A 26748-nucleotide genomic window follows, 5' to 3' on the forward strand; every position below is an offset into this window, starting at 1 on the left:
TAAGCGAAGGCGCATTTTTTCCTAAAGTACAGATGGATAAAACCATTTTTTTTCCTTAGGTTTGCATTAAATTTTAAAGATAAGACAATACATACTCCATGGGGTTATTTAACTGGTTTACACAAGAAGTTGCTATCGATTTGGGAACGGCCAACACCCTCATCATACATAATGACAAAGTAGTAGTGGATGAACCTTCTATCGTTGCTTTCGATCGCACCACTAATAAAGTTATTGCTATTGGTCGCCAAGCGATGCAAATGGAAGGTAAAACACATGACAATATAAAAACGGTAAGGCCATTACGCGATGGTGTGATCGCAGATTTCACAGCTGCAGAGCATTTAATTCGAGGTATGGTAAAACTAGTAAACAATGGCAAATCATGGTTCTTTCCCTCCTTGCGTATGGTCGTGTGTATACCATCTGGCATTACAGAAGTTGAAAAGCGTGCTGTGCGTGATTCGGCAGAAATAGCCGGAGCAAAAGAAGTTTATCTTATTCATGAGCCAATGGCCGCGGCTGTCGGAATTGGGATCGACGTAGAGGAACCTGTAGGTAATATGATTATCGATATCGGTGGTGGGACAACGGAAATTGCAGTGATAGCGCTTTCGGGCATTGTTTGCGACCAATCTATCCGGGTGGCGGGCGATAACTTTGACTCAGACATTGTGCAATACATCCGTCGACAGCATAATATCATGATTGGAGAACGTACGGCAGAGAAAATAAAGATCGAAGTGGGTGCTGCATTGCCAGAGTTGCAAGATCCTCCAGCAGACTTCGCCGTTCAAGGGCGTGACCTCATGACGGGCATTCCAAAACAAATCACCGTATCGTATACAGAAATAGCGCACTGTTTAGATAAATCCATTTCAAAAATCGAAGAGGCTATTCTTAAAGCGCTGGAAATAACCCCTCCTGAATTGTCAGCCGATATCTATCAAACAGGTATTTACCTTACAGGCGGCGGTGCATTGCTACGTGGTCTTGACAAACGGGTACAAGCGAAAACGAAACTTCCCGTTCACGTAGCGGAAGATCCTTTACGCGCTGTTGTACGGGGTACAGGAATTGCATTAAAGAACATAGGACGGTTTAAATTTTTGATGCAGTAGGCATCGTAACTATATTGTTTATATGTACGCGATATAGAAAAGTGGCAACAATTCTATATCGCGTATTTGTTGGAAGACTGATTAACGGACACTCATGAAAAACCTTTGGCTATTTCTAGTTAGATATAACGCTATTTTTTGGTTTATTCTATTTTTTTCCGTGTCCATCATTCTTATTGTACAAAACAACAATTTCCAACGGGCGTCTTTTATCAATTCTTCCAACGTATTGATCGGTTCATTTTATAAAGAGGTCAACTCGTGGAAAAGTTACTTAGCACTAGCTGATGCCAATGAAAAATTAGCGTCTGAAAATGTTGTTCTCCGACAACAGATACAGAACCTCATTCAGGCAGACACATCTGCAGATTCTGTACAAATAGTCGATTCCATTGAACAGGGAAGATACGCATTTATAGTAGCGAATGTAGCAAACAATAGTATCCACCAAAAGAGTAATTATTTAACTTTGGATAAAGGATCAGAATCAGGCGTCGAAAAAGGAATGGGCGTAATTACCTCGAACGGTGTTGTTGGTATTGTATTGCAAACCTCTCGTCATTTCAGTTCCGTACAATCCTTACTCCATCCCGACACCAAGATTTCCGTTACACTAGACAGCTCTGCTGTATTCGGCTCCTTAGTTTGGGGGAGCAGCATTGATCCAAGATTCGGGATGGTTCGCGACATCCCGAACCATGTCCAAGTGAAAAAAGGAGAGAAAGTATATACCTCGGGGTATTCGCTGTTTCCTGCTGGTATCCAAGTAGGCGAAATTGTGGAAACCGGCATTAAATCTGGAGAAAGCTTTTTGGACCTAAAAATAAAGTTGTCGACAAATTTTTCGAACCTCAATCATGTATATATCGTAAGGGATCTATTAGTTAAGGAGAAACAAACATTAGAAAAAACAAGTCAGGATAATAATGGGTAGGATTCTTGTTGTTAATATCATTCGTTTCATTGTATTAGTACTTTTACAGGTAGCCTTGTTCAAAAACATTGGTTATTATAATGTCGCAGCAGCATTCCCTTATATACTTATCGTTTTCCTATTACCCATCGGCATACCAAACTTATTTTTGTTTATTCTGGCATTTCTTACAGGTCTTACTATAGACGCGTTCTACGATTCGGTCGGTTTACATGCGGCGTCCTGTGTTGCATTGGTACTTTATCGCATCTTTTTTCACAAAGTCACCCTTGAGGTGGAAATGAAAGAGTCGTTTAATACACCCGCATTAGGAGCGATGGGTACTAAATGGTTCTTGTCTTATGTTTTTTTTGGAACATTAATTCATCACCTTACCCTGTTCCTATTAGAGACATTTTCGTTTAGTAATTTTTTTTATACGCTGGCAAGCATCATCTTAAGTAGTATCTTTACGGTATGCATTATACTCTTAATGAGTTTACTAGTGTATAAACGAAAATCACGCATTAGCAATATTTAAGTTAGGGCTTTACGTTCATGAATAGTTTTTTCGCACGTAAATTTGTAATTCAGGGGATATTTATAACCATCGCATTGGTTATTATCATCCGACTCTTCTATTTACAGATCATAGATGAGTCTTACTTACTTTCGGCCAATAATAATGTCCTCCGCAAGGTAGTGGTCTATCCCGCCCGCGGAGTTATTTTCGATCGAAATGGGCAGGTGCTTGTTCAGAACGAGCCGGTATATGACTTGCTAGTAACGCCGCGCGAGGCCAAGGATATTGATACCACATTGTTGTGTCAGCTCATTGATATTGATCTACCTGGATATAAAACGCGTATGGACAAAGCGCGAGCGCACTCTCCCTATCGAGCCTCTATTTTTGAAAAGCAGCTCTCATCAGCTACCTACGCCCAATTACAGGAACATCTCTATAAGTTTAGAGGATTTTATGTACAGAACCGAACAGTAAGAAGCTATCCGGACAGCATCGCACCGCAGTTACTCGGATATATTCAAGAGGTAAACGATCGTGACATCGAACGGTCGAACGGATTTTATCGCCCAGGCGATTATATTGGTGCTGCAGGGATAGAACGCTCTTACGAAGACTTATTGCGGGGACAACGTGGCGTTAAAAATCAAATGGTCGATGCTTTGAACCGGCCGAAAGGTGTATTCATGGAAGGTAAATATGACACACTTGCTGTGTCGGGGGAGGGCCTTATCTCGACAATCGACCGAGAACTGCAGGTATTGGCGGAGAAACTGATGAAAGGAAAGATGGGGTCGGTTGTGGCAATTGAACCATCAACCGGAGAAATCCTTACTTTTGTGAGTGCTCCATCGTACGATCCGAATATGATGGTAGGACGAGAACGGGGAAACAACTACATGAAGTTATTGAATGATGAAACACGTCCAATGTTTATTCGTCCGATACAAGCGTCCTACCCTCCGGGGTCGGTGTTTAAAGTGGTTGCAGCATTGACTGCTCAGCAAGATGGCTTGATTGATCAGCATACAGCCTTTTTTTGTCCTGGAGGCTACCGATATGGCGGTGGCCGGGCTATCATGCGTTGCACGCATGTACACGGATCGACCGATCTCATTCGATCGATCCAAGGATCGTGTAATACCTATTATGGATATACCTATGCACGAATGATTGATTCGCGCGGGATGTCTGGGCCACGAGCGTATGACCTATGGCGCGCGGGGTTACTTAAATTTGGGTTAGGAACCAAACTTGGCATCGACTTACCCGGTGAAAAACCAGGACTCGTTCCGACGTCAGATTTCTATACGAAACGTTATGGCAGCGATAAATGGCGTTCTGGATTTAATATTTCGCTTTCCATCGGCCAAGGCGAACTCGGTATTACCCCCCTTCAAATGGCGAACATTATGGCTATCGTGGCAAACCGCGGATTTTATTATCGTCCGCACTTAGTCAAAGGGATCGGCGAAAAGAAAATTATTAAGGAAGAGTTTATCGAAAAAATAAGCGCTGGTGTAGATGCTAAGTATTACGAACCTGTGATTGAAGGCATGAGCCGAGTCGTCAATATGCCAGGAGGAACAGCTTATAGCGTCCGAATTCCCGGTATTGAGATGTGTGGAAAAACTGGCACAGCGCAAAACCCGCACGGCGAAAATCATGCCGTGTTCTTCGCCTTCGCTCCGCGGGAAAATCCAAAAATAGCGATCGCGGTGTTTGTAGAAAATGCGGGATACGGCGGTACTTGGGCTGGCCCAATCGCTAACATGCTGGTCGAAAAATATATTAAGGACACGATCAGCTTGCCAAAATACATACAGGATCGTATTTACAATGCAAATTTTATTCCGAAACCAACAAAAAAAGAAACGATAACGAAGGACACAACAACGCAAAAAAAAGCCCCATCTAAGCGAGCCTTACAAACATCGCAAACGCTCCCCCCTCAAAAAAAAGAATATTATGTACATCATAGCCAGTTAACGAACAGACATGAATAAAATAGGGGAAAAGAGTTTTTTCGGTCGGATCGATTGGCTCACAATTTTGTTGTGGTTTGCGTTGTGTATTATTGGTTGGTTCAATATACATGCCGCGGTATTTGACTCCGAACAACCTGGACTTTTTAATTTAGCCACTAATTACGGAAAGCAGTCCATTTACATTTTCACAGCACTCATTATTGGTTTCAGTATTTTAATTATTGATGCCAAGTTCTTCATATCTACAGCACCGATCATTTACATATTGGTAACGTTGTTGCTCGTTGCAGTATTGGTGGTTGGAAGGAATGTCGGTGGGAATCAGGCTTGGATTCCCATCGGAAGTTTCCGTCTACAGCCTTCCGAGTTTGGAAAATTGGCAACATGCTTGCTTCTCGCATCTTACCTAAGCAGCCAAACGAACAAGCACCCGAATATGAAAACATTGTTTATCGGAGCTATCATCGTGTTGTTCCCCGTAGCTCTGGTCATGCTGCAACCGGATACCGGATCTGCGCTTGCCTTCTTTGCACTTATATTTGTGTTTTACCGCGAAGGTTATGTCGGCAATGAATTGCTTATCCTCGGAGGACTCGCCATACTGCTATTCGTTCTTGCACTTTTAGTCAACCAATGGATCATTATAGGTGGAATTTTACTCCTAGCCGGGCTGATTGCTTATGTATTACGAAAAAAAAGAAAATATCTCATCACTATTGGAGCTCTATTTTTGGGTTGTTCGATCTATGTCTTGTGCGTAGACTTCGCCTACGAGCATATCTTACAATCCCACCAACGCAATCGAATAGACATTATTCTTGGAAAAATGGATGATCCACGTGGACAAGGCTACAATCTCAATCAATCGAAAATAGCCATTGGATCTGGGCAGCTTTTTGGAAAAGGCTACTTGCAAGGGACGCAGACCAAATACAATTTCGTCCCGGAACAGAGTACCGATTTCATTTTTTGTACAATTGGCGAAGAATGGGGGTTCGTAGGTTGTGTCGTATTAATATCTATTTACCTCACATTGTTGATCCGCCTGGTTAATATCGCGGAACGGCAACGAATGGCTTTTGCCAGAATATATGCGTATGGTGTAGCCTCTATTTTATTTTTCCACTTCTTTATCAATATCGGCATGACAATAGGAATCGTGCCAGTTATTGGCATACCTCTTCCTTTTATTAGTTACGGAGGTTCATCACTATGGAGTTTTACGATATTATTGTTTATCCTTCTTCGCTTTGATTCGAGCAGAAAAGGACTAAATGGTTAAGCCGCCAATAGCGGTTTGAATTCGTTAAAGACGATCTAACACAAAGCGAATAGCTGAATCAATAAGTTCTTTAGGATTGTCAGCAAACGTATCATTTACACGGCTTGCTAATATAGCATTGATCGATAGCGCATGATGTCCAAACATGTTAGCCAATGCATAGATACCGGCCGTCTCCATTTCAAGATTAGTAATCGAACGACCTAACGATTGAAAACTAACGGCTCGTTGGATAAGGTCCGGGTAGACATTAATCGAACGTAACGACCGTCCTTGTGGCCCATAGAAGCCCGGAGCAGTCATTGTCACGCCGTGCGGAAGATCAAAGGCAATCTTTTGCATTAATTTTTCACTTGCGCGTCCGATATATGGTGCGAAAGTTAGCGTATCAAACGTTTTTTCCACAGCTTCCTGGAGTATACGTTCTTCATCCGAATATTCTTTCACATAAAATTGCATCAGTGCATCAAAACCGATCGCAAATTCACTCGCCAAAATAGTCCCCATCTTAATGTCCCCTTGAATAGATCCCGAAGTACCTATCCGAATAATATCTAAACTACGGAGCTCGTTGTTTAAGGTTCTAGTTTCGAAATCGATATTTACTAACGCGTCGATCTCATTAAATACAATATCTATATTGTCCGTACCGATTCCCGTAGATATCACGGAAATACGCTTGTTGCGGAGGATACCTGTATGTGTGATAAACTCTCGTTTACCTTTCTTTACGTCAATGCGGTCAAAGTATTTGGACACCTCTCCTACCCGATCTGGATCGCCTACAAAAATTACGGTTGAAGCAAGATCCTCAGGCAATAAGTTAAGATGATAGATACTGCCGTCATGATTAAGTATAAGCTCCGAATCTGGTATCATATGGTCGTTAAAAAAGAATAATGGACATCTCGTAATGTTTCGAGCTTTTGTACGACTTGATTCACTTGCGTTTTTCGGACCTCAATATCCAACAAGCAATTGTTGTCAAACTCTTGTCTCAAGATAATCAAGTTTTCGTCTTTAACCAAGCGCATGACATCATTCATCTGCAAATAATCAAAATGTAAACGGTATATATCATTTACGGTTTTCTCCACGATAACGGCTGTCTCCAATGCCTCTTGCGCGGCGGACTTATAAGCATGGATTAATCCTGGGACCCCAAGAAGGGTACCACCAAAATACCGCACCACAATCACGAGAACATTCGTTATATTTTTCGACAGCAGAACATTGAGAATCGGACGACCTGCAGTGCCGGAGGGCTCACCATCATCATTTACGCGATACAAAGACCGGTCGGGTGTAAGTCTGTATGCCCAGCAATAATGTCGAGCTTTGGGATGAAGCGCTTTTAAGCTGGCAACGATATCTTTCATATCAATCTCACTTTTAATCGGATGCGCGTAGGAGATAAACTTACTCCCTTTATCTCTAAATATTCCTTCGCTCGGATTTTCAATCGTTAAATAGGTGTCTTCAAATAAACTCACAAAAATGCAATAATTAAAACAGAAATGATCGCCAAAACTAAGCCTAACTTATTCCATGCCGTTAAGCGTTCTCCAAAAAAACGCGTGCCGACCAACGCCCCAAGCAGGATAACACCAATATTCATACCGGTGAATACCATGGAAGGGCTCTCGGATAACGCGCGATGCGCCTTCATATAGAATAAAATATTTCCAAAATTAAATATCCCCAACAAAATTCCCCAAAGAACTGCTCGTATTTCCAGTCGTTCGCCTTTTTGTACGATCCGATGTAACAAGAAAGCAAAGGCAACCACCATGGATAAAATAAAAACCATCAACATGGAAAATCCATATGGCACACCATCATAGACCGCCATTTTTTTAAACAGAATATCAATTATTCCCATTCCCAAAAATACAGCCAAAGCATATCTCCACGTCTCACCGGTTCCGCTTCTCCCCTTACGCCAACTAATCGACATCAGAATAGCTAGAACACCCATGGTAATCCCCAACAATTTTGCTGCGTGCATTTTCTCTTGAAAGATAAAATACGCGGCGAGCAACGGTACAAACAAAGATAGCCGCTGTGCTATTTCTGTCCGCACAATCCCACTATATTGAATGGCATATGCTATACATAAAAAGATCGTAGGAAGCAGAAAAGCAAGTCCAACATAAATCCACCAGGGAAGCTCAATAATGGGAACACTGGCCATCGGCGGCCTTAAAAAAAGTAAAGTGGCTAGCGTGGCGACCGGATAATTCCATACGACAAGATGAAGGTGTTGGACACCATCCTTGCGCGCTAAACGAAGAATCACCGAAACAGCGACACTACATACTACACTAATGATGACATACAACATACCTATTTCCTCCAAAGTCCACGTTTATTTTTTCTAGCTTGCCGTTCCAATTCTACGAAAAGTTTCGCATATTTTACGTTAGGTGGAACAGTAAGCGCACAAGCGTATCCCCTTTTGACCAAATCTGCATTGACAAAAAGACCATCCTTATAAACATACGCTAAAGTCCTTCCATAGCGATCTTTTTTTACTGTATCATACGTCAGTTCGACCGTGTGTCCATTAATAAGGTTAAATAAATATGCTTTGGCTTCTGCCCCGCAATAGCCAATCCGCCTACGTCCAGTAGCTCGGGTTTCAGGTGCGTCCACACCGATCAGTCTGATTTTCAATCCTTTTTTTGAACCGTTCTCTACAACAAATGTATCCCCATCCACTATTCTTTTCACATCAAATAATTGATTATTTTTTACCTGAGAAAACGACAAAAAAGTAAACAAAAAACAGCAAAAAAACAAACAAAAAATACGCATAAACATAATATAAAAAAATAATAAACACCTAATAATCAAACTAATAACAAAAAATTATGCATAAAAAAGAGTTATATTTAATCTTAAATAATGACACAAAAAAAAAGAAAAAAAAATATCAATAAAACGATAAAAAACACACATAAATTTTCAGAAAAAAAAACAAAAAAAATTTTGCATATTAAAAATTTAACTCTACATTTGAACTATAAAATTTGAGACATGCAAACAAACAAGACATACTTTTATTCTGGATATTTTTATTTTAAATGATAAAAGTCGGGATGTGTATGTTTGTGCGAAATAAGCAAAAAAGTCCCGGATTACATTCGGGACTTTTTTTTATCTGATTACAACGAATGAAAACAAGAATTGCAATTCAAGGCGTAAAAGCTTCTTTTCATGAAGAGGCTGCCTATAAATATTTTGGAGAAGACATCGAAACGATCGAATGTGAGTCATTTAAAAAAACCTGTGAAATGTTGAAACAGGGCAAAGCAGATCATGTCGTCATGGCTATTGAAAACTCAATTGCCGGAAGCATTCTTCCAAATTACAATTTGCTTCGTGATTACCGTTTCCACATTATCGGCGAAGTACATCTGAATATTCAGCAAAACCTGCTAGCGCTTCCCGGTGTCAAGATTTCGGACATTAAATTTGTGGAATCTCATCCGATTGCGATTCGTCAGTGTGACGAGTTTTTAAGTGACTACCCGGAATGGACGGTTAAAGAGGGTATGGATACGGCGGCTTGCGCGAAGGGCATTGCCGATAATAAACTGACTAATACTGCTGCAATCGCTAGCACTATGGCGGCAAAACTGTATAATTTGGAAATACTTGAAAAAAGAATCGAAACAAACAAGAAAAATGCCACACGTTTTCTGATCCTAGCCAATGAAGTAGTAGAACAGAAAAATGCAAACAAAGCTTCCTTATCCTTTCAAACGGGCAACGCAGTAGGTGCATTGGCCACCGTCTTACAGTGCTTTGCTGAACAAAATGTTAATTTAAGTAAAATCCAGTCTATGCCTGTGGTTGGCAAAAGAAATGAATACGACTTCTACGTGGATGTGGAGTGGAAGAAACAGAGCGACTATGACGCCGCAATAAGAAAGGTTCTGAAACATACAGTCAACTTCAATATTATGGGAGAGTATATAAAAAACGAGAAAGTTTAAGGACCGCATCACGCGTGCACATACAAAAGATTTAACGTATTACAAGAAAATATTTATTAAAAATGAAACATACATTAGACATCGTACCTTTAAAATCTTGGATAGATACAGGCGATAAACCATTGATCATTGCCGGCCCTTGTAGTGCCGAAACAGAAGAACAACTTGTCTCCACAGCGCACTTATTGGCAAATACGGGCAAAGTAAACGTGCTACGTGCTGGTATATGGAAACCTCGTACACGTCCAGGAGAATTCGAGGGCATCGGTAGTATTGGATTAGAATGGCTGAAACGCGCGAAAGAGGAGACTGGACTGTTAACTGCCACCGAAGTAGCGACGGCTAAGCATGTGGAAGAAGCGTTAGCGGCTGGTGTTGACGTATTATGGATTGGCGCACGTTCTACAGCAAATCCATTCACCGTACAGGAGATAGCGGATGCTTTAGTTGGCGTAGATGTTCCCGTCTTGATAAAAAACCCGGTTAATCCAGACTTGTCTCTTTGGATTGGAGCTCTAGAACGTGTTAATCGCGCTGGCGTAAAAAAACTAGCAGCGATCCATCGCGGATTCTCCTCTTTCGAAAAAACTGCTTTCCGAAATGAACCTATGTGGGATTTGGCCATTCAATTGAAGTCGGCATGTCCAGAACTCCCTATTATCAATGATCCAAGTCATATCTGCGGCAATAGAGAGTTGATTCCTTACATCGCTCAAAAAGCCATGGATATGGATTTGCAAGGTTTGATAATCGAGTCGCATATCGATCCTTCAGTCGCTTGGACCGACGCGAAACAACAAGTGACACCCGCTGCATTAGCGGATTTACTCGATCATTTGGCTGTGCGTCATCCGGAATCCAATAACCCTGCATTCGAAGACAAACTAGCGGAATTGCGTAAACAGATCGATAAATTAGACGATGCTATCCTTCAACAAATAGGTGAACGCATGAAAATAGCAGAAAAAATCGGCGAATACAAACGCGATAATAATGTTACCATTCTCCAGGTAAACCGTTGGGACGAGATCGTGCAAAAAAGACTTCAATTAGCGAAAGCGCTGTCTTTGAGTGAAGATTTTGCTGCGAAGTATCTCGAATTACTGCACAACGAATCTATCCGCAAGCAGAATGAGGTAATGAACACAAACCCTGTTGCGGAGGCATAATGAGTTTAGAAAAAATTAAACTCACCCATCCAACAAAAAAAATAAATGGCACGGTTCAACTCACTGGTTCCAAATCAGAGAGCAACCGTGCTCTTATTATACAAGCGCTAAGCAACGGTGTGGTGGAGGTGAAGAATCTATCTGAGGCGGCGGATACGGTAATTATGAGAGAAGCATTGCACTTAGCTGCACAGGCAACGCCGCAATCTCTAACAACTATAAACATCGGTCCTGCCGGAACCGCAATGCGCTTTCTAACGTCGTATCTCAATTTGGCGAAAGGCCACTTCAAGCTAACCGGTACGGAACGCATGCAACAACGACCAATTGGTATATTAGTAGAAGCCTTAAAATCCATTGGTGCAAATATTCAATATGAAAAGAAAGCAGGATATCCTCCTATCGAAATTAAAGGGGATATATTCCAAAGTAATGCCGAGGTCTCTATTCAGGGAGATGTCAGCAGTCAGTACATTTCTTCTCTATTGTTAATTGCTCCCTCTCTAAAAAGAGGCCTGCGTGTAAATATCACGGGAGAATTGACCTCTCGCCCATATGTAAGTATGACCTTGAACATGCTCCAAGAAGCAGGTATACAATACGAATGGGTAGACAACGCTAACGCCATATATATAGCACCGCAGTCCTTTCAACAAAGCACCATTTACGTAGAGCCCGATTGGAGTGCTTCCTCGTACTGGTATGCCATCGTTGCATTGTCAAACCAGGGTTCTGTCGTGCTCCCTGGATTGAAAGCGCATAGCCTTCAAGGCGATATCGCGATTGTGGATATCATGTCGCATTTCGGTGTAGCCAGTTCATTCGAAGAAGAAGGTCTTCGCATCACAAAAGTAAACGACGGGACATCGCAAACGCATTTTGATTTTAAAGAATGTCCTGATTTAGCACAAACAATAGTTGCGCTTGCTGCGGCCATAGGACGGGATATATCAATCACAGGAGTTGAAACGCTCAAAATTAAGGAAACGGATCGACTTGCGGCATTGAAAACGGAGATCGAAAAATTCGGTGCTACCATCGTGACAGACGGAAATACTTACCATGTTAAAACGGCTAATGTTGTGGTTCCAAAAAAGGTTACATTCGACACCTATGAAGATCACCGAATGGCAATGGCTTTTGCTCCCTTGGCAATGGTGTTTGATGAGGTACACATTAACGAACCGATGGTAGTCGAAAAATCATACCCAGCTTTTTGGGAACATCTGCAAAATCAGGGATTCCAAATCGCCAAATAATTTCACTAAATCAGCAATAATAGTTTCTTGTTATTGTTGATTTGGTATATTTACGGAATATTATAAAATTATGGCTGGAAATTCATTCGGCAACCTATTTAGGATCACCACATTTGGCGAATCACACGGAAAAGCCATTGGGGTGATAATCGACGGTTGTCCACCACATATCGCTATAGACGAAGAATTTATACAATCTGAATTGGACAAGCGCAAGCCTGGACAGTCTAAAATAACGACGCAGCGAAAAGAAAGTGACATTGCGCAGATATTGTCGGGGGTCTTCGAAGGAAAATCGACTGGTACGCCCATCGCGATACTTATCCCGAACGAAGATCAACGATCGAAAGATTATTCCCATATTTCTGACAAATATCGTCCGTCTCACGCTGACTACACCTATCAGCAAAAATATGGCATACGAGATTATCGTGGCGGAGGTCGCTCTTCTGCACGTGAGACAGCTGCTCGGGTAGCCGCTGGCGCTATAGCTAAGTTATTTCTAAAAACTAAAGGAATAGAAATATTTTCCCACGTTTCTGCAGTTGGTCATCTTGAGTCTCCTAATTTAGACGTCTCTGATCTCTCTCATTTGCTAGAGGTTAGAGAGAGCAATATTGTCCGATGTGCAGATCCCGCAACAGCTTCTGAGATGATTTCATTAATCGATCAAGTACGTAAAGCGGGAGATACGATCGGCGGAAAGATCTCGACCGTCGTACGAGGTTTACCTGTTGGCTTAGGTGAGCCTGTTTTCGACAAGCTGCATGCAGATCTAGGAAAAGCCATGCTCAGTATAAACGCCGTACATGGTTTCGAATACGGATCCGGATTCACAGGATCCGAAATGCGCGGCTCCGAGCACAATGATATTTTTGTTAAAGACAATGGGGAAGTCCGCACGAGAACCAATTTTTCTGGCGGCATACAGGGAGGTATTTCTAACGGAATGGACATTATTTTTCGTACAGCTTTCAAACCTGTAGCGACTATTATGCGCGATCAAGATACGCTTAATGAAGCCGGTGACCTCACTACTATTTCCGGCAAAGGTCGTCACGATCCCTGCGTGGTATCTCGAGCTGTAATTATTGTCGAAGCCATGACAGCTCTTGTACTGACTGATCATTACTTACGATTAAAAGCTTACGCAGATGAAAAATAATTTGGTCGTCGCTTCAGATATTGGAGGAACACATATTACGTCTGCAATAGTAGACATCTCAACGTGGCAAATTCTAGAGGATACTATCTCTAGAAGCCATGTTAATTCGAAGTCAGATGCTAAATCGATTTTCTTATCGTGGACTAGTTGTATAAAGCGAGCTATGGGCCGCTGCAAGACTGAGGTAACTCGTGTTGGGATCGCCATGCCAGGTCCGTTCGATTATGATAATGGTATATCGCTTATGAAAAATCAGGATAAATATGATGCCTTGTACCAAATGAATGTATCTGTTGGTCTTATAGACAGCCTCGAAAAGCAAAAAGATATCCGTTTTATTAACGACGCTGCCGCCTTTTTACAGGGAGAAATATTCGCGGGCGATTTGCATGACTATTCAAGCGTTCTCGGTGTTACACTCGGGACGGGACTAGGATCTGCAGTATGGCGCCATGGAGAAAGGGCTTTTGATGCAGACTTATGGAACACTCCCTATAAGGATGGTATTTTTGAAGAATTCCTAGTGACGCGTTGGTTAACGAAACGTTTCAAGGAGCTCTCGGGCATAGCAGAAAACGGATTCAAAGATATCTTACTTAAACATCAACACACCGATGCATTCGGACAACTCATGATCGAATATACGAAGTCTCTATACGATTTTTTTAAATACTTTGCCGAAAAGCACCAAGCAACGAGTTTTATCCTTGGAGGTAATATCACGAATGCATGGCCAATTGTCAAAGCATACAACGAAGAGCGTTTTTCAGAGTTTGAAATACACACTGGCCGCTATGCAGAACAAGCTGCAATCCTAGGTGCAGCATCTTTATTTAAAGACTAAGAGTAGAACACCATACCCTCGGTTTAAAATAATCGAGGGTATTCATTTCCATTATAATCACTCATCATTTCATAAGCCATTTCGATAACATCGTCAACAGAGGGTTTCGTAAAATAGTCTCCATCTGAGCCATACGGCGGACGATGTGGTTTAGCCGAAAGTGTACGCGGCTGTCCATCAAGCATAAAATATCCCTGTTGTTTTTCTATTATTTCCTGCAGGATAAAGGCACTTGCTCCGCCAGGCATGTCTTCGTCAACAACAAGTAACTTGTTTGTCTTCGCGAGAGAAGTACCAGATAAATGGTTTTGATCAAAGGGTTGTAAACATTGTGCATCAATAATTTCTAAAGAAATCCCTAATTTTTCCAGTTCAATAGCAGCTTCCTGCACAACCCGTAATGTTGCACCGTAAGAGACAACAGTAATATCCTTCCCTTCGCGGATCAGTTCGGCAACCCCAATAGGAACACCAAACTCACCGACATTAACTGGCATTTTTTCCTTCAGTCGATATCCGTTCAAACACTCTACGACCAAGGCAGGCTCGTCCGAACGTAGCAAGGTATTATACATCCCGGCCGCTTGGGTCATATTACGAGGTACACAGATGTGGATGCCACGGAGCCCTCCTAACAAGACTGACATAGGCGATCCCGAATGCCAAATACCTTCCAAACGATGCCCTCTCGTGCGAATAATTAGCGGAGATTTTTGGGTACCTTTCGTCCGATAGCTAAGACTGGCCAAATCATCGCTCAAAACCGGCATAGCATAAATAAGATAGTCTAAATATTGGATCTCGGCTATCGGTTTCAAACCTCGTAATGCCAAACCGATTCCTTTGCCAATTATGGCCGATTCCCGTATACCAGTATCAAAAATACGGAGTTCGCCAAATTTCTCCTGCAGCCCTGCAAACCCTTGATTGACGTCACCGATCTTGCCCACATCTTCGCCGAAAGCTACTACGCGGTCATCCCGATTAAAGTTCGCCTCAAAACAGGCATTGAGCACTTCCCGGCCATCTACCATCGCCGCCGCATCCTCATATTGTGCTTCTACGACGTCCTTGCATAAGGGAGATTCCGGACTTTCTGTAAAGAGCTTATCGTTGTATCGATGATAGTTCGTCTCTCGTTTGCTTTCATACCAAGCTAACAAAGCTTCCTTTTCTGGAGTATTTACGTGACGTAACTCGCGGATTGCTCTCCTAATATTGCTGTACACCTCTTTAAGCGACGGTTCGCCTAACGATTTCAATGTTTTGAGTGGTATTTCTATAGAGGAATCATTTATAGTCGACAATCGAGAGATTGCTTCATCCAAATCAATCTGAATTGTTTTGTGGTAGTCTGCCCACGCTCGGCGTTGTTCCTGACGCACAAACTCCTTCGCCTCTTTTTCCAGGGCTTGTAAGTCTTCCTCTTGAGCTATTCCCGATTGCAATAACCATTCCCGCATGCGCACATTACAATCAAATGTATTTTCCCACTCCAATCGTTCCAATGATTTATAACGCTCATGCGAACCAGACGTTGAATGTCCTTGCGGTTGTGTTATCTCTGTCACGTGGACGATACAGGGCACATGTTCCTCTCGCGCAAACTTAGCGGCTTGTTCATAAACCTCACACAATGCAGGATAGTCCCACCCTCGGACCTTGAAAATCTCTACACCATTACTTCCCCCCTCACGCTGGAATCCTCTCAAAGCCTCTGAGATATCAGCTTTCGCCGTTTGTACCTCGTTCGAGACCGAAATTCCGTAGCCGTCATCCCAAATAGAAATAACGACAGGGATCTGTTTAACCGCGATCGCATTGACAGTTTCCCAAAAAACACCTTCCGATGTCGAAGCATTCCCAATAGTACAGAACACCACTTCATTGCCCCGCTGCGAAAAGTAGGTCAGATAATCTAAGTTTCGGTTCTCCCGATATAATTTCGAGGCCAATCCGAGCCCCATGACCCTGGCCATTTGCCCTCCTGTCGTCGATATATCAGACGCGGAGTTTTTTTGGTCCAGTTGATTTAGCCAGTTACCGTCTTCATCAAGCAGTTGCGTCGAAAAATGACAATTCATTTGCCTTCCTCCTGAAGAAATATCAGCGGTTAGATCCGGGTTGGCATATAACTGTGAAAAAAAATGGTAAATATTGGATATTCCTGATGCGAAAGCAAGTGTTTGATCTCTATAGTAGCCGGATCTCCAATCCCCCGTTTTAAACACTTTGGCTAGGGCTATTTGTGCAATTTCCTTTCCATCTCCAAAGATTCCAAACTTTGCTTTTCCTGTGAGCACTTCCTTTCGACCAAGCAAGCTCACGATACGACTTTCTACCGCAAGTTTATAATCGCTCAAAATGATTTCACGAAAATCATCAAAACTGATTTTTGACGTTTCAAAATCACTGTCTACGTTCTTGGTGATATCTGACATAATTAACCGATGGTTTTAGCAAAAGTAGTAAAATATACCTTCTAATCCCAATTCTCATCCTGCGTTTAGACACGCATTAAATTGCAGTAGAAATTTTTGTTTACATCAATAATCGTTACTTTTAGACTCTTTTTAAGGTCGACGACGAGATGAGTATACGCGAAAATAATAACAGTGCAACAAACAGCCTATTGGGCGATCTAGAGAAAACTATCATTATCAATCAATTAATGATCACGCCTTTTCAGGAGCGGGATGAAACGTGGCGTGATCGGTTTCTAGAACATATTGGCGACGCCAATCTAAAGCTAGGCGATCCAGAAGTCGTTATGAGCGATGACGGTTTTCCATACATTCAACTTCAAACAATACAAACTGGCGAGAACTTTCAAGCATACGTCATCAAAAATCAGTTGGACGTGTTACTTGAGCAAGGATTCGGAATTGTTATCAATCCACAACATGAACAACTAGACTGGATATTTTCATATGGAGATTTGGTTAACCTTAGACAGTCCGGCACGTTTTACACGGACAAAAGCGTTTTTTCCAACCCGAAAGAGTATCAAAGTATAGGTCAAAATGAAGATATTTTAGTGGGACAACCTTCTGAGGAAATATTTCCCCCGTTTTTAAGAAGGCATATCCGGGAATTTTTACAGCACTCCGGCGTTAAAAACCCGAAAGTAATGCTTATTGCGCGTAATTACACGGACGAAAAGAATGCCTCTCAAGACCTCGTTTTCAATATTATGCCTGCGCAGTTTGCCACCGAAAAAGATTTTGAAGTCATTATGAGTACTCTTCAATGGTTTCTCCCGAAGCATTACTCTTTTTTCGGGGTAGATGAGATGGCTATAGAAAATGGTTTTCAACCTTTGTAATTCCAGCATGAAAAACCGACTTCTCCTATTCCTCTCAGTTTGTCACCTTTTCTATGGTTCTTGTTCCTCTATTCCGAAAGAGGGTACTAATCAGTGGAAGCCGCTGTTTAACGGAAAAAATCTAAACGGTTGGATGGTTAAAATTTACCCCTATAGCGTTGGCGACAATTTCGCAGAGACTTTTCGGGTACGGGATGGTGTCATACAAGTGAATTATGAGGGTTATGATGATTTTGGAGATCGCTTTGGCCATCTCTATTACAAAACACCTTATTCCTATTATCACCTCAAGTTGGAATATAGATTCGTCGGCGATCTACACCCTGGGGCACCTTCTTACACGCTGCGTAATAGTGGCGTGATGTTCCACTCGCAGGATCCAAGAAGTATGCGCAAAGACCAAGATTGGCCGATTTCCATCGAAATGCAATTTTTAGGTGGGCTTGGCGACGGAAACAAACGGACGACCGGTAACATGTGCTCGCCAGGCACACACATCGTTTATCAAGGAAAGCTTCTAGAAACACACTGTATTAATTCGTCCTCCAAAACTTATCATGGAGATCAATGGGTAAAAGCTGAACTCATCGTATTGGGAGACTCGCTCATTACCCATATCATTGAAGGAGATACGGTTTTGCAATACAGTAAGCCGCAAATCGGCGGTGAAGTGGTTCATAATCACTTTCCAAGCGAGAAAAAAGAAGGAAAAATTTTAAAAGAAGGTTTTATTGCGCTGCAAAGCGAAGGGCAACCCGTTGAATTCCGAAATATCTACTTGAAGGATCTGTCTACAGTTTACAAAGAAAATAAGTAATGTATTTATTTAATGTTCGCGTTTATGGTATATTATTAAACGACGATAATGAAGTATTGATTAGCGACGAAAAGACGTTGAACGTCTCATTTACCAAATTTCCGGGCGGCGGACTAGAATACGGCGAAGGACTCATTGACGCACTGAAACGTGAATTTATGGAAGAATGTCAGCTCAAAATAGAAGTCGTTCGTCATATTTACACAACAGATTTTTATGAAAAATCCAGTTTTAACGAAAGTCAAATTCTGTCTATTTATTATCAGGTTAGCGCAGTAAGCCCCATAACATTTGACATAAAAAGAAGTCCTTTCGATTTTTCTTCCGAGAAACAACAGGAAAAGATTGAAGTATTTAGATTCGTTCCGGTCGAGTTATTACAAGAGGCCGAACTTACCTTCAAAACGGATAAGGCAGCCTGGAGCACATTCCGATCGTTGTTAACAAACACGAAGGGATAACCATTCGTATTTGTTAACGACTCCGTTTCTTACAGATATTTTGTTAGGTAGTAAAGCGCTATAATAATCACGATGCAAGAAATGATCAAGATCTTATTTCTACGCCCATCCCTATAGGACTGCTCACTCTTAAAGCGATAATTTCTTTTAAACTTATTCATATCCATAACGACCTCCTTTTCTTGTATGATGTTACAAAGTGCCAATTTACATATTTTCTATTCATGATGATACGGCTCACCCCGTAAGATGGTAAATCCTCGATATACTTGTTCGACAAAAAACAATCGTATCATTTGATGTGAGAATGTCATTTTTGACAAGGACAATTGTTGATTAGCCCGCGCATATATATCAGAAGAAAAACCATACGGACCACCAATAATAAAAACTAAGCGCTGCACCGAACCGATCATTTTCTGTTCTAAGAACCTCGCAAAATCAACCGATCGAAAATCTTTCCCTCGCTCGTCCAATAGTACCACGACGTCACTATTATTCAAGTGCTTTAATAGCAGCTCTCCCTCCTTTGCTTTTTGTTGATCTTGGCTTAAATTCTTTGAATTCTTAATATCAGGAATTACAGTAATATCAAAGGAAGTGTAATGTTTCAGCCGTTTCAGGTAATTGTCAATGCCATCCCTCACAAAACTTTCGTCGGTTTTACCGATACACAACAAACTTATCTTCATCTATCAAACTTTATATGTGTTGTATACATGAAATATTTATGTAATTTTATTCTTACAAAACTTAAATATCGCGATGCAGGCTATAATGCCGTAATCAATATATTGCAACTACATCCTATATCAAAAGTACATTATTTAACAAAAATTCAAGAAAAATGAAGCTACTAAAATCACTTTTATGTGCGTCAATGGCATTTTTTAGCATCACAGGAAGTGCACAAGAAGACACGACCAAAACCTGGACGATCAAAGGAGAAAATACGTTCCTAATTAATCAAAGCTCATTCTCTAATTGGGCGGCTGGGGGTGTAAACTCATTTGCCGGAAATCTCATTTTCAACTACGATTTTAATTATAGGAAGGATAGATGGAGCTGGGATAATAAAGTACTGGCCGCATATGGCCAAACATTTCAAAAAGAGACCGATTGGCGAAAAAATGACGATCGTTTTGCGATCAATAGTTTACTAGGGTATCAAGCTAAAGAATATTGGTTATACACGTTCTTCATGAACTTTAATACACAATTTGCTAATGGATATAACTATACAGACAATTCCCGTACACAAATCTCTGGGGTCTTTGCACCGGCGTATCTGAGCTTTGGACCTGGTATTGCATTTAAAAAGTCAGATAATTTTAGAATTAACCTATCGCCAGCGGCGGCTAGATTTGTGTTCGTGACTATAGATTCCCTTCGAACAAGTTATGGACTTGACGCAGACAAGAATGTACGGTCGGAATTTGGAGCTTCGTTAGACGGATACTACAAAGTTGATTTAATGGAAAATATTTCGTTTGAGAATATGTTAAAGTTGTACTCGAATTACCTGCAGGATCCCAAAAATGTCGACGTAGATTATACGGCGAACCTGTTTATGAAAGTAAATCGCTTCATTACCGTTAATGCGGGCGTTCAACTCATTTATGACGATAACATCGATGTACCTAAAGTAAAAAACGGACAAGATGTCAAAGGTCCAGGACTTCAAGTACGGCAGATACTCGGCGCCGGAGTCACCTACAAGTTTTAATCAATTCCGTAGATTATTCTTTGACCCGAGGAGTTTTTTTATATAAAAAGCCTGGAGCGATCGGGCGATCTTCCAGGCTTTAAAATATAACCTCCTGCTGGAGGTAATCAACCTAAACCTACTACAAAGGTATAATATAATTTTTATAACTCACAAACATTTTTTATTTACATACTAATTTATTTTTTGATTTACAGCTTAAATATCTGATTATCAGGCATAAAAAAAAGGTTTTCAAACGGGGAGAATGAAAACCTTTACTAACCAATTATAAACCTAAATTATGATACAACAAAGATAGTGTATTTTTAACACTAAACAAATTTTTTATTTATTTTTTTGTTGGGTATACGTACCTTTGTATAAAAACAGCTATATGTTTACAGGTATTATCGAAACCGTGGGCCGGATTCATAAAATAGAATCAGAACAAGGGAATGTGCACTTTTATGTGGAATCTACTCTTTCCAATGAACTTAAAATAGATCAAAGCGTTTCCCATAACGGTGTATGCCTTACAGTAGTAGATACAATCGGTAATTTGCATAAAGTAACGGCTATACAAGAAACGTTGCTGAAATCAAATTTGGGAAGTTTACAGATCGGAGATTTAGTCAATTTAGAACGCTGCACCCAAGCAAATGGTCGGTTTGATGGACACATTGTACAAGGACACGTCGATTTAACGGCTCTATGTGTTTCAAAAGAAGATCAGGATGGCAGCTGGCTTTTTACGTTTTCCTATAACGCCCCAAAAGGAAGCGGACATTATATCACAGTTGAGAAAGGTTCGATCACAGTTAACGGCATCAGTCTGACAGTCGTCCATTCAAAAGAAAACAGTTTTTCCGTGGCCATCATCCCGTACACTATTGAACATACGAACTTGAGAAACGTGGCGGTTGGTGATACTGTAAATCTTGAGTTTGATATTATTGGTAAATATGTAGCAAAAATCATGGCCTTGCGTGGCTAGTATGGCCATAACTAAACCTATTCCAAATAATGTCCCTGACGTACTAGTAAAGCTCTGTATTTATTGAATACACTCGATTTCGAAACAAAGCCTAAATATTTATTGTCTCGATCAATCACTGGTAGGATCCAAACGTCATCCCGATTCATTTTGGACATCACAACTTCCATTTGTTCGTCCTCATGTATTATATCATTTGGCTTCTGCACAAGTTTGTCAAATGTTTTATCTGCCCCTTCCTCTTCGCCTAGCAATATGGAGAAAAGACGCTCGCTATAAATAATCCCCAATAAAACGCCTTTATCATCTACAATCGGAAATATGTTGCGCTTGGAATGAATAATATCAGATTTTCGTACATTGGGACTTTCCTGAGGCCGCAACACCACAAAGTTCGTTTCCAAAACGTACCTTAATTTCATCATACTTAAAACGGTTCGATCTTTATCCTCATAGGACAATAAATCGCCCGATTCTGCCAAAACCTTCGTATAAATAGAGTGTTTCAGGATAGACCTGTTGATAAGATACGAGATAGACGTAACCAGCATCAAAGGAACCATTAAGGTGTATCCACCAGTAATCTCTGCGATCAGAAACATACCCGTTAAAGGCGCATGCATTATTCCAGCGAGCGCACCTGCCATTCCTGCCATCACGAAATTGGGTACATTTAGCATGACGATTCCGGTTTGGTTCATGCCGTAAGCAAATGCAAAACCAATCAGCCCTCCCATCACCAAACTAGGCCCAAACACGCCTCCGTTCCCTCCACCATTTAAGGTAAATAGGGAAGCGAACGATTTGGCGAAAAGTGTTAGTACGGTATAACACACCACGACCCAAGCCAAATTTTTGTAATCGGCAAATAGACTATTTTTCACGATTGCATCAAACTGTCCATATAAAATTTGTTGAATAGTAAGATAGCCTTCCCCGTAAAGCGCGGGAAACACAAAAATCATAAGTCCTAGAGCTATACCACTGAACCACACTTTATTGTATGGATTTTTAATTTGGGCAAACCACCGTTTAACGACATTACTGATTTTAGCAAAATAAACCGTATAAAGCCCCACCACAACAGCCAAAAACAAATAAAAAAACAGGGCTTCCATTTCCCATTCTGTCGCCGCAGTGTGAAAAAGGGGCTCACTATAAAGCATCCGGGAGATAACCGAAGCTAGCGCCGCCGAGATTAATAAAGGAATAAACGCCGGAATAGAAAATTCCGGAAGTAAGATCTCAATCGCAAAAATCATCCCCGCAATCGGACTATTAAACGCTCCCGAAATACCTGCTGCTGCCCCGCACGCCAACAGCATCGTAATTTCTTTATATTGGAGTCCAAAAAAACGGCCAGTATTCGAACCGATGGCTGACCCGCTGTACGCAATGGGGGCTTCCAACCCACATGACCCCCCGAACCCTACGGTAATAGCACTGGTTATAATTTGAGAATACACATTATGAGGCTCAATCCGACTGGATTTACGAGAAATCGCGTAGATAATCGGTGTTATACCATGTTCAAATTTCTTTCCTTTTAAGAACTTTCGGACATATAACACACTCAATAAAATACCCAAAAGAGGTAAAACCAAATAAAACGAATATTTTACGTGCCAGTCTATGTCGTTTTGCAATGTAGATGCGATAAAATGAGTCAGTCCCTTTAATAATGCAGCAGCGAGCCCCCCAATAATACCGACCACAAATGCCAAAATAATTAGAAAGTTTCGGTTTGAAATTTTTTGCATACGCCATCGGTTCAACTGATCTAATCTCGTACGTATATTCATGTTCTTAGCAAATTATGATTAAAGTTCGAATCCCAATATTTCTTTTTTCTTCTTCGTCTTAAATCGTTCGGGCACGACGTCCATTATCTCATTTTTCAGTGCATTGACGGCTTGCTTTTTCACAAAATTTTGCGTGGTTACCAAACTTATCTCACGCACAGGTTCAGGGGTCTTAAAATAACGAACATGGGTTAACTGATCTTCATCATAGCTCAAAATACTCATTTCCGGTAGGATAGTTATGCCTGCGTTTATATCAACCATTCGCTTTAATGTCTCTACACTTCCAGTATTATATTCAAATGTACCCTGAGCTCCATGATTGTGTTTGTAATGACACAAGTTAAGCACCTGTCCTCGCATACAATGTCCTTCATTCAACAGCCAAAGCTTCTCGTCGGCAATTTCGTCTGTTGTAACCATTTTTTTTTGATATAGAGGACTCCTTTCGGATACATATGCTACAAATGTCTCATAATAAAGCGGCACTTCATCAATTGCAGACTCGTTCAACGGGGTTGACACGACACCGCAATCCAATTTGCCCGCCTTTAGCTCCTGCACGATTCGTTCGGTGGTATGCTCCCATATCTGCAATTGGAGCTTCGGATATTTTCGCAGAAATTGCGTCAAAACATCCGGAAGCAAATATGGAGCCACAGTAGGTATCACCCCTATTCTCAACTCGCCAGATATTTCTCCTTTTTCCTGCTGTAGTATCTCTTCGATCTTCTTGCTTTCATTCAAGATCACACGTGCCTGTTTAATAATTTTCTCGCCAACCTCTGTGGGCACGACGGGCTGCCGACTTCGATCAAAAATCTTTGCTCCTATGGATTCCTCCAGTTTTTGAATTTGCATACTTAATGTAGGCTGTGTGACAAAACAATGCTCCGCGGCAGCAACGAAACTCCTGTATGTGTCTACAGCTATAACGTATTCTAATTGAACAAGCGTCATGTTATAAATTTTAACTATGCAAAGGTAATGTTTTTAAGACAACTCCACGGTTGATAATTTCATTTCCTACCATCCGTATCTCCGATGAGATCATTTTGATTGGGGCTCTTGCATATAAACCTTACAAAACTAGTAGGGCTTCCGGTTTTTTTCCTTTCAAGAAAATGTATCTAATGAAATGTTTCTTAACTTTGGCCAACGCTAAAATGGAAGATTATGATAAAAGTTACGTTAAAAAGCGGTCTAATATGTGCGCTTTTGTTGGGCATCGGCGCTATCAATTTCTCGGCTTCAATTCCCGATGAGGGGATGTTTCCGCTCAGCGAGCTCAGCAGAGCCGGATTGAAAAAAGCCGGATTAAAAATATCGGAGAAAGATATTTACAATCCAGGACAAGTCGGATTAGTGGACGCCTTAGTACAAGTTAGTGGCTGCACTGGATCCTTTGTATCTCCTAATGGATTGATTATAACCAATCACCACTGTGCATTTAGCGCTGTCCAACTCGCAAGTAGTCCAGAATTCAATTACCTTAAAAACGGTTTTGTTGCTAACTCTACAACACAAGAAATTGAAGCAAAAGGATTAACCATCCGAATAACAGAGTCATATGAAGATGTTTCTTCAGCGATACTTGGTTCCGTGGCGACGGTGACAGATCCAATAGAGCGGATCAACTCTATCAATAAAAAGAGAGCAGAGATTGCCAGACAAGCGGAAGCGGTAGATCCGACGATCAAGGCCGAGGTCTCTGAAATGTTTATCGGAAAAAGCTATGTACTTTTTCGCTATAAAACCATTGAAGACGTACGTCTGGTTTATGTACCAAGGCAAGATATCGGCGAATTCGGCGGAGAAACGGACAACTGGGTATGGCCTCGACATACTGGCGATTTTTCTTTTTTACGGGCGTATGTTGCCCCCGATGGTTCCTCTGCAACTTACGCTAAAGAAAACATCCCCTACAAACCGAAGAAACATTTAAAAATCAACCCCTTAGGAATATCCGAGAACGATTTTGTATTCATTTTAGGGTATCCAGGTCGAACATTTAGGCACCGACCTGCTCAATATATGGAATATCAACAACGTTTTCTGCTGCCGTACACAGCAGACCTATACGACTTTCAAAACCAGCAGATGTCACGCGCCGGAAAAAACGATCTCACAACAGAATTAGCCCTTGCAACACGTATCAAGCGGAATGCGAATGTGCTGAAAAATTATCGCGGCAAATTAAAAGGATTGCACAACTTAGATCTTGTTGCTGAAAAGCGCAAGGAGGATGAAGCTCTGGCGAAGTTTATTGATAACAAAACGGAACTTAAATCACGATACGGTACCCTGATGAATGACATTGATGCTCATTACGCTACGGTCTTCGACGTTGCTCAAAAGGAGTTGTGGTTTAATAATATGTATAGCAGTACATCTCTCCTTAAAATAGCAAATGCAATCAACAGTTTCAAAAGCGCTATCCTAAAACAAAATGGTTTACGTGCGCAAGAAGAAGTTTTCGCATTGAATATCGAACAAGTTAAGAAACATCTGGATGCGATCTATGGCAGTTACAATCTTACGGTAGATAAACAAATAGGTCAACGTATGATCGAAGATGCATATCAGTTTAAAGGGAGTAACCGCATGCAATACTTTGAAAAAAAGAACTTTCCAACCAAGCAAGACGCTAGCGATTACTTTGTTACAGCGTTAGACAAATCCAAGCTCAATAATAAGGATTTACTTTATAGCACCGTGCTAAAAGATATCGCATCTTTAAAAAACTATAGTGACGAACTATTAACGATACAACAAGAACTTGATGCTGAACTAACCGCATTCAACGAAGAACAAAAAAGACGGGAAGGCGTCCTAAACCGTCTGATGGGAGACTATGTTGCCGTAAAGGAGCAATTCCAAGCAAAAAACTTTATTCCGGATGCCAATTCTACACTACGCCTAACCTTTGGAAAAATACAAGGGTACAGTCCCGTCGACGCTACCTATATGAAACCTTTTACTACGGTAAAAGGACTCATTGAAAAAGGGAACTCGGGTCTTCCAGACTTTGAATATCCCGAAAGCATAAAAAGTACCTGGTTGGCTAAAAACTTCGGAGCCTATGCAAAAAAAGATCTCCAAGACGTCCCTGTCAATATACTATATAATATGGATACAACAGGTGGTAACTCCGGTTCTCCAATTATGAATGCATATGGTGAGCTCATCGGTGTAAATTTCGACCGTTCTTACGACGCTACCATAAACGATTTTGCATGGAACGAGCACTATAGTCGTTCCATCGGCGTCGATATTCGTTACGTATTATGGATCGCAGACAAAATCGATAACGCACAGTTCATACTCAAAGAAATGGGCATATAATAGATCGATAAGAAAAAACGTGAGATTCATC

At 41.2% G+C, this 26748-nt stretch carries 24 protein-coding genes; 16 read left to right on the plus strand and 8 right to left on the minus strand.

Annotation, left to right across the window (positions count from 1 at the left end; translation table 11 throughout):
• The first annotated feature begins 98 nt into the window (after positions 1–98).
• The 5 genes from ACFSR5_RS09060 (at position 99) to rodA (ending at position 5827) form a co-directional block, all read left to right on the plus strand.
• Positions 99–1121, plus strand: a complete 1023-nt coding sequence (locus ACFSR5_RS09060) for a rod shape-determining protein (protein WP_133640853.1) — start codon at positions 99–101, stop codon at positions 1119–1121.
• 94 nt (positions 1122–1215) lie between these two features.
• Positions 1216–2055, plus strand: a complete 840-nt coding sequence (gene mreC, locus ACFSR5_RS09065; RefSeq protein WP_380902886.1) for a rod shape-determining protein MreC — start codon at positions 1216–1218, stop codon at positions 2053–2055.
• Positions 2048–2575, plus strand: a complete 528-nt coding sequence (locus ACFSR5_RS09070; RefSeq protein WP_380902888.1) for a rod shape-determining protein MreD — start codon at positions 2048–2050, stop codon at positions 2573–2575. Before mreC ends, ACFSR5_RS09070 begins: the two co-directional genes overlap by 8 nt.
• Before the next feature lie 17 nt (positions 2576–2592).
• Positions 2593–4563 carry a penicillin-binding protein 2 gene (gene mrdA / locus ACFSR5_RS09075; protein ID WP_380902890.1) on the plus strand — a complete coding sequence of 657 codons (1971 nt, stop codon included), beginning with the start codon at positions 2593–2595 and terminating at the stop codon, positions 4561–4563.
• The gene (gene rodA, locus ACFSR5_RS09080) at positions 4556–5827 is read left to right on the plus strand and encodes a rod shape-determining protein RodA (RefSeq protein ID WP_380902892.1); all 1272 of its coding nucleotides are present in this window, start codon (positions 4556–4558) and stop codon (positions 5825–5827) included. The genes mrdA and rodA overlap by 8 nt, the downstream gene beginning before the upstream one ends.
• Positions 5828–5851: 24 nt before the next feature.
• On the opposite strand, the gene ACFSR5_RS09085 is transcribed toward rodA, so the two are convergent.
• From ACFSR5_RS09085 to ACFSR5_RS09100, 4 genes are read right to left on the minus strand one after another with little or no spacing between them, the layout of a single operon-like run.
• Positions 5852–6706: a nucleoside phosphorylase gene (locus ACFSR5_RS09085; RefSeq protein WP_380902894.1), complete on the minus strand. Its 855-nt coding sequence runs from the start codon at positions 6704–6706 to the stop codon at positions 5852–5854.
• Positions 6703–7320 carry a YigZ family protein gene (locus tag ACFSR5_RS09090; protein ID WP_380902896.1) on the minus strand — a complete coding sequence of 206 codons (618 nt, stop codon included), beginning with the start codon at positions 7318–7320 and terminating at the stop codon, positions 6703–6705. The genes ACFSR5_RS09085 and ACFSR5_RS09090 overlap by 4 nt, the downstream gene beginning before the upstream one ends.
• Positions 7317–8186 carry an EamA family transporter gene (locus ACFSR5_RS09095; RefSeq protein ID WP_380902898.1) on the minus strand — a complete coding sequence of 290 codons (870 nt, stop codon included), beginning with the start codon at positions 8184–8186 and terminating at the stop codon, positions 7317–7319. Before ACFSR5_RS09095 ends, ACFSR5_RS09090 begins: the two co-directional genes overlap by 4 nt.
• The gene (locus ACFSR5_RS09100) at positions 8174–8560 is read right to left on the minus strand and encodes a thermonuclease family protein (protein WP_380902899.1); all 387 of its coding nucleotides are present in this window, start codon (positions 8558–8560) and stop codon (positions 8174–8176) included. Before ACFSR5_RS09100 ends, ACFSR5_RS09095 begins: the two co-directional genes overlap by 13 nt.
• Before the next feature lie 443 nt (positions 8561–9003).
• On the opposite strand from ACFSR5_RS09100, the gene ACFSR5_RS09105 reads away from it, so the two are divergent.
• The 5 genes from ACFSR5_RS09105 to ACFSR5_RS09125 all read left to right on the plus strand — a co-directional run bounded on the left by ACFSR5_RS09105 (position 9004) and on the right by ACFSR5_RS09125 (position 14265).
• Entirely contained in the window at positions 9004–9828 is an 825-nt protein-coding gene (locus tag ACFSR5_RS09105) for a prephenate dehydratase (protein ID WP_380902901.1), read from the plus strand.
• A 62-nt stretch (positions 9829–9890) separates the two neighbouring features.
• Positions 9891–10997, plus strand: coding sequence for a chorismate mutase (locus ACFSR5_RS09110; RefSeq protein ID WP_380902903.1), 1107 nt, complete (start codon positions 9891–9893; stop codon positions 10995–10997).
• The gene (gene aroA / locus ACFSR5_RS09115; RefSeq protein WP_380902905.1) at positions 10997–12256 is read left to right on the plus strand and encodes a 3-phosphoshikimate 1-carboxyvinyltransferase; all 1260 of its coding nucleotides are present in this window, start codon (positions 10997–10999) and stop codon (positions 12254–12256) included. Before ACFSR5_RS09110 ends, aroA begins: the two co-directional genes overlap by 1 nt.
• 70 nt (positions 12257–12326) lie before the next feature.
• Positions 12327–13421 (plus strand): chorismate synthase, encoded by a 1095-nt coding sequence (gene aroC / locus ACFSR5_RS09120; protein ID WP_380902907.1) that lies wholly within the window; start codon positions 12327–12329, stop codon positions 13419–13421.
• Complete coding sequence (locus tag ACFSR5_RS09125) at positions 13411–14265, plus strand: ROK family protein (protein ID WP_380902909.1); 855 nt, start codon at positions 13411–13413, stop codon at positions 14263–14265. The genes aroC and ACFSR5_RS09125 overlap by 11 nt, the downstream gene beginning before the upstream one ends.
• Positions 14266–14288: 23 nt before the next feature.
• Here ACFSR5_RS09125 and ACFSR5_RS09130 read toward each other — a convergent pair whose 3' ends face one another.
• Positions 14289–16706, minus strand: coding sequence for an alpha-ketoacid dehydrogenase subunit alpha/beta (locus tag ACFSR5_RS09130; RefSeq protein ID WP_380902911.1), 2418 nt, complete (start codon positions 16704–16706; stop codon positions 14289–14291).
• Positions 16707–16855: 149 nt separating this feature from the next.
• On the opposite strand from ACFSR5_RS09130, the gene ACFSR5_RS09135 reads away from it, so the two are divergent.
• The 3 genes from ACFSR5_RS09135 to ACFSR5_RS09145 are packed head-to-tail and all read left to right on the plus strand — an operon-like array spanning position 16856 to position 18868.
• Positions 16856–17590 (plus strand): hypothetical protein, encoded by a 735-nt coding sequence (locus ACFSR5_RS09135; protein ID WP_380902913.1) that lies wholly within the window; start codon positions 16856–16858, stop codon positions 17588–17590.
• A 7-nt stretch (positions 17591–17597) separates the two neighbouring features.
• Entirely contained in the window at positions 17598–18407 is an 810-nt protein-coding gene (locus ACFSR5_RS09140; RefSeq protein WP_380902915.1) for a 3-keto-disaccharide hydrolase, read from the plus strand.
• A complete protein-coding gene (locus ACFSR5_RS09145) occupies positions 18407–18868 on the plus strand; it encodes an NUDIX domain-containing protein (protein WP_380902917.1) in 462 nt (153 codons plus the stop codon). The genes ACFSR5_RS09140 and ACFSR5_RS09145 overlap by 1 nt, the downstream gene beginning before the upstream one ends.
• A 218-nt stretch (positions 18869–19086) precedes the next feature.
• Here the strand turns inward: ACFSR5_RS09145 and rlmH are convergent, their stop codons facing one another.
• Positions 19087–19560 carry a 23S rRNA (pseudouridine(1915)-N(3))-methyltransferase RlmH gene (rlmH, locus tag ACFSR5_RS09150; RefSeq protein WP_380902919.1) on the minus strand — a complete coding sequence of 158 codons (474 nt, stop codon included), beginning with the start codon at positions 19558–19560 and terminating at the stop codon, positions 19087–19089.
• 155 nt (positions 19561–19715) lie between these two features.
• Here rlmH and ACFSR5_RS09155 point away from each other — a divergent pair, with 155 nt between their 5' ends.
• Both ACFSR5_RS09155 and ACFSR5_RS09160 read left to right on the plus strand, forming a co-directional pair.
• On the plus strand, positions 19716–20594 hold the full coding sequence (locus tag ACFSR5_RS09155) for a DUF3078 domain-containing protein (protein WP_380902921.1): 879 nt from the start codon (positions 19716–19718) through the stop codon (positions 20592–20594).
• 376 nt (positions 20595–20970) lie between these two features.
• Positions 20971–21570: a riboflavin synthase gene (locus tag ACFSR5_RS09160; RefSeq protein ID WP_380902923.1), complete on the plus strand. Its 600-nt coding sequence runs from the start codon at positions 20971–20973 to the stop codon at positions 21568–21570.
• Positions 21571–21587: 17 nt separating this feature from the next.
• Here ACFSR5_RS09160 and ACFSR5_RS09165 read toward each other — a convergent pair whose 3' ends face one another.
• Together ACFSR5_RS09165 and ACFSR5_RS09170 are read right to left on the minus strand one after the other, a co-directional pair.
• A complete protein-coding gene (locus ACFSR5_RS09165; protein ID WP_380902925.1) occupies positions 21588–23372 on the minus strand; it encodes a chloride channel protein in 1785 nt (594 codons plus the stop codon).
• A gap of 18 nt (positions 23373–23390) precedes the next feature.
• Entirely contained in the window at positions 23391–24332 is a 942-nt protein-coding gene (locus ACFSR5_RS09170) for a hydrogen peroxide-inducible genes activator (protein WP_380902927.1), read from the minus strand.
• Between the two features lie 216 nt (positions 24333–24548).
• Here ACFSR5_RS09170 and ACFSR5_RS09175 point away from each other — a divergent pair, with 216 nt between their 5' ends.
• Positions 24549–26717, plus strand: coding sequence for a S46 family peptidase (locus ACFSR5_RS09175; RefSeq protein ID WP_380902929.1), 2169 nt, complete (start codon positions 24549–24551; stop codon positions 26715–26717).
• Positions 26718–26748: the final 31 nt, after the last annotated feature.

The sequence above is a fragment of the Sphingobacterium suaedae genome (assembly GCF_042684625.1).
Taxonomy (GTDB): Bacteria; Bacteroidota; Bacteroidia; order Sphingobacteriales; family Sphingobacteriaceae; genus Sphingobacterium; species Sphingobacterium suaedae.

Coding starts and splice junctions, on each gene's coding strand:
- rlmH (WP_380902919.1), bottom strand. CDS start 19,560: ATGAAGATAAGTTTGTTGTGTATCGGTAAAACCGACGAAAGTTTTGTG.
- mreC (WP_380902886.1), top strand. CDS start 1,216: ATGAAAAACCTTTGGCTATTTCTAGTTAGATATAACGCTATTTTTTGG.
- aroA (WP_380902905.1), top strand. CDS start 10,997: ATGAGTTTAGAAAAAATTAAACTCACCCATCCAACAAAAAAAATAAAT.
- ACFSR5_RS09140 (WP_380902915.1), top strand. CDS start 17,598: ATGAAAAACCGACTTCTCCTATTCCTCTCAGTTTGTCACCTTTTCTAT.
- ACFSR5_RS09165 (WP_380902925.1), bottom strand. CDS start 23,372: ATGAATATACGTACGAGATTAGATCAGTTGAACCGATGGCGTATGCAA.
- ACFSR5_RS09085 (WP_380902894.1), bottom strand. CDS start 6,706: ATGATACCAGATTCGGAGCTTATACTTAATCATGACGGCAGTATCTAT.
- ACFSR5_RS09130 (WP_380902911.1), bottom strand. CDS start 16,706: ATGTCAGATATCACCAAGAACGTAGACAGTGATTTTGAAACGTCAAAA.
- ACFSR5_RS09125 (WP_380902909.1), top strand. CDS start 13,411: ATGAAAAATAATTTGGTCGTCGCTTCAGATATTGGAGGAACACATATT.
- ACFSR5_RS09135 (WP_380902913.1), top strand. CDS start 16,856: ATGAGTATACGCGAAAATAATAACAGTGCAACAAACAGCCTATTGGGC.
- rodA (WP_380902892.1), top strand. CDS start 4,556: ATGAATAAAATAGGGGAAAAGAGTTTTTTCGGTCGGATCGATTGGCTC.
- ACFSR5_RS09110 (WP_380902903.1), top strand. CDS start 9,891: ATGAAACATACATTAGACATCGTACCTTTAAAATCTTGGATAGATACA.
- ACFSR5_RS09145 (WP_380902917.1), top strand. CDS start 18,407: ATGTATTTATTTAATGTTCGCGTTTATGGTATATTATTAAACGACGAT.
- ACFSR5_RS09170 (WP_380902927.1), bottom strand. CDS start 24,332: ATGACGCTTGTTCAATTAGAATACGTTATAGCTGTAGACACATACAGG.
- ACFSR5_RS09105 (WP_380902901.1), top strand. CDS start 9,004: ATGAAAACAAGAATTGCAATTCAAGGCGTAAAAGCTTCTTTTCATGAA.
- ACFSR5_RS09175 (WP_380902929.1), top strand. CDS start 24,549: ATGATAAAAGTTACGTTAAAAAGCGGTCTAATATGTGCGCTTTTGTTG.
- ACFSR5_RS09160 (WP_380902923.1), top strand. CDS start 20,971: ATGTTTACAGGTATTATCGAAACCGTGGGCCGGATTCATAAAATAGAA.
- ACFSR5_RS09070 (WP_380902888.1), top strand. CDS start 2,048: ATGGGTAGGATTCTTGTTGTTAATATCATTCGTTTCATTGTATTAGTA.
- aroC (WP_380902907.1), top strand. CDS start 12,327: ATGGCTGGAAATTCATTCGGCAACCTATTTAGGATCACCACATTTGGC.
- ACFSR5_RS09060 (WP_133640853.1), top strand. CDS start 99: ATGGGGTTATTTAACTGGTTTACACAAGAAGTTGCTATCGATTTGGGA.
- ACFSR5_RS09155 (WP_380902921.1), top strand. CDS start 19,716: ATGAAGCTACTAAAATCACTTTTATGTGCGTCAATGGCATTTTTTAGC.
- mrdA (WP_380902890.1), top strand. CDS start 2,593: ATGAATAGTTTTTTCGCACGTAAATTTGTAATTCAGGGGATATTTATA.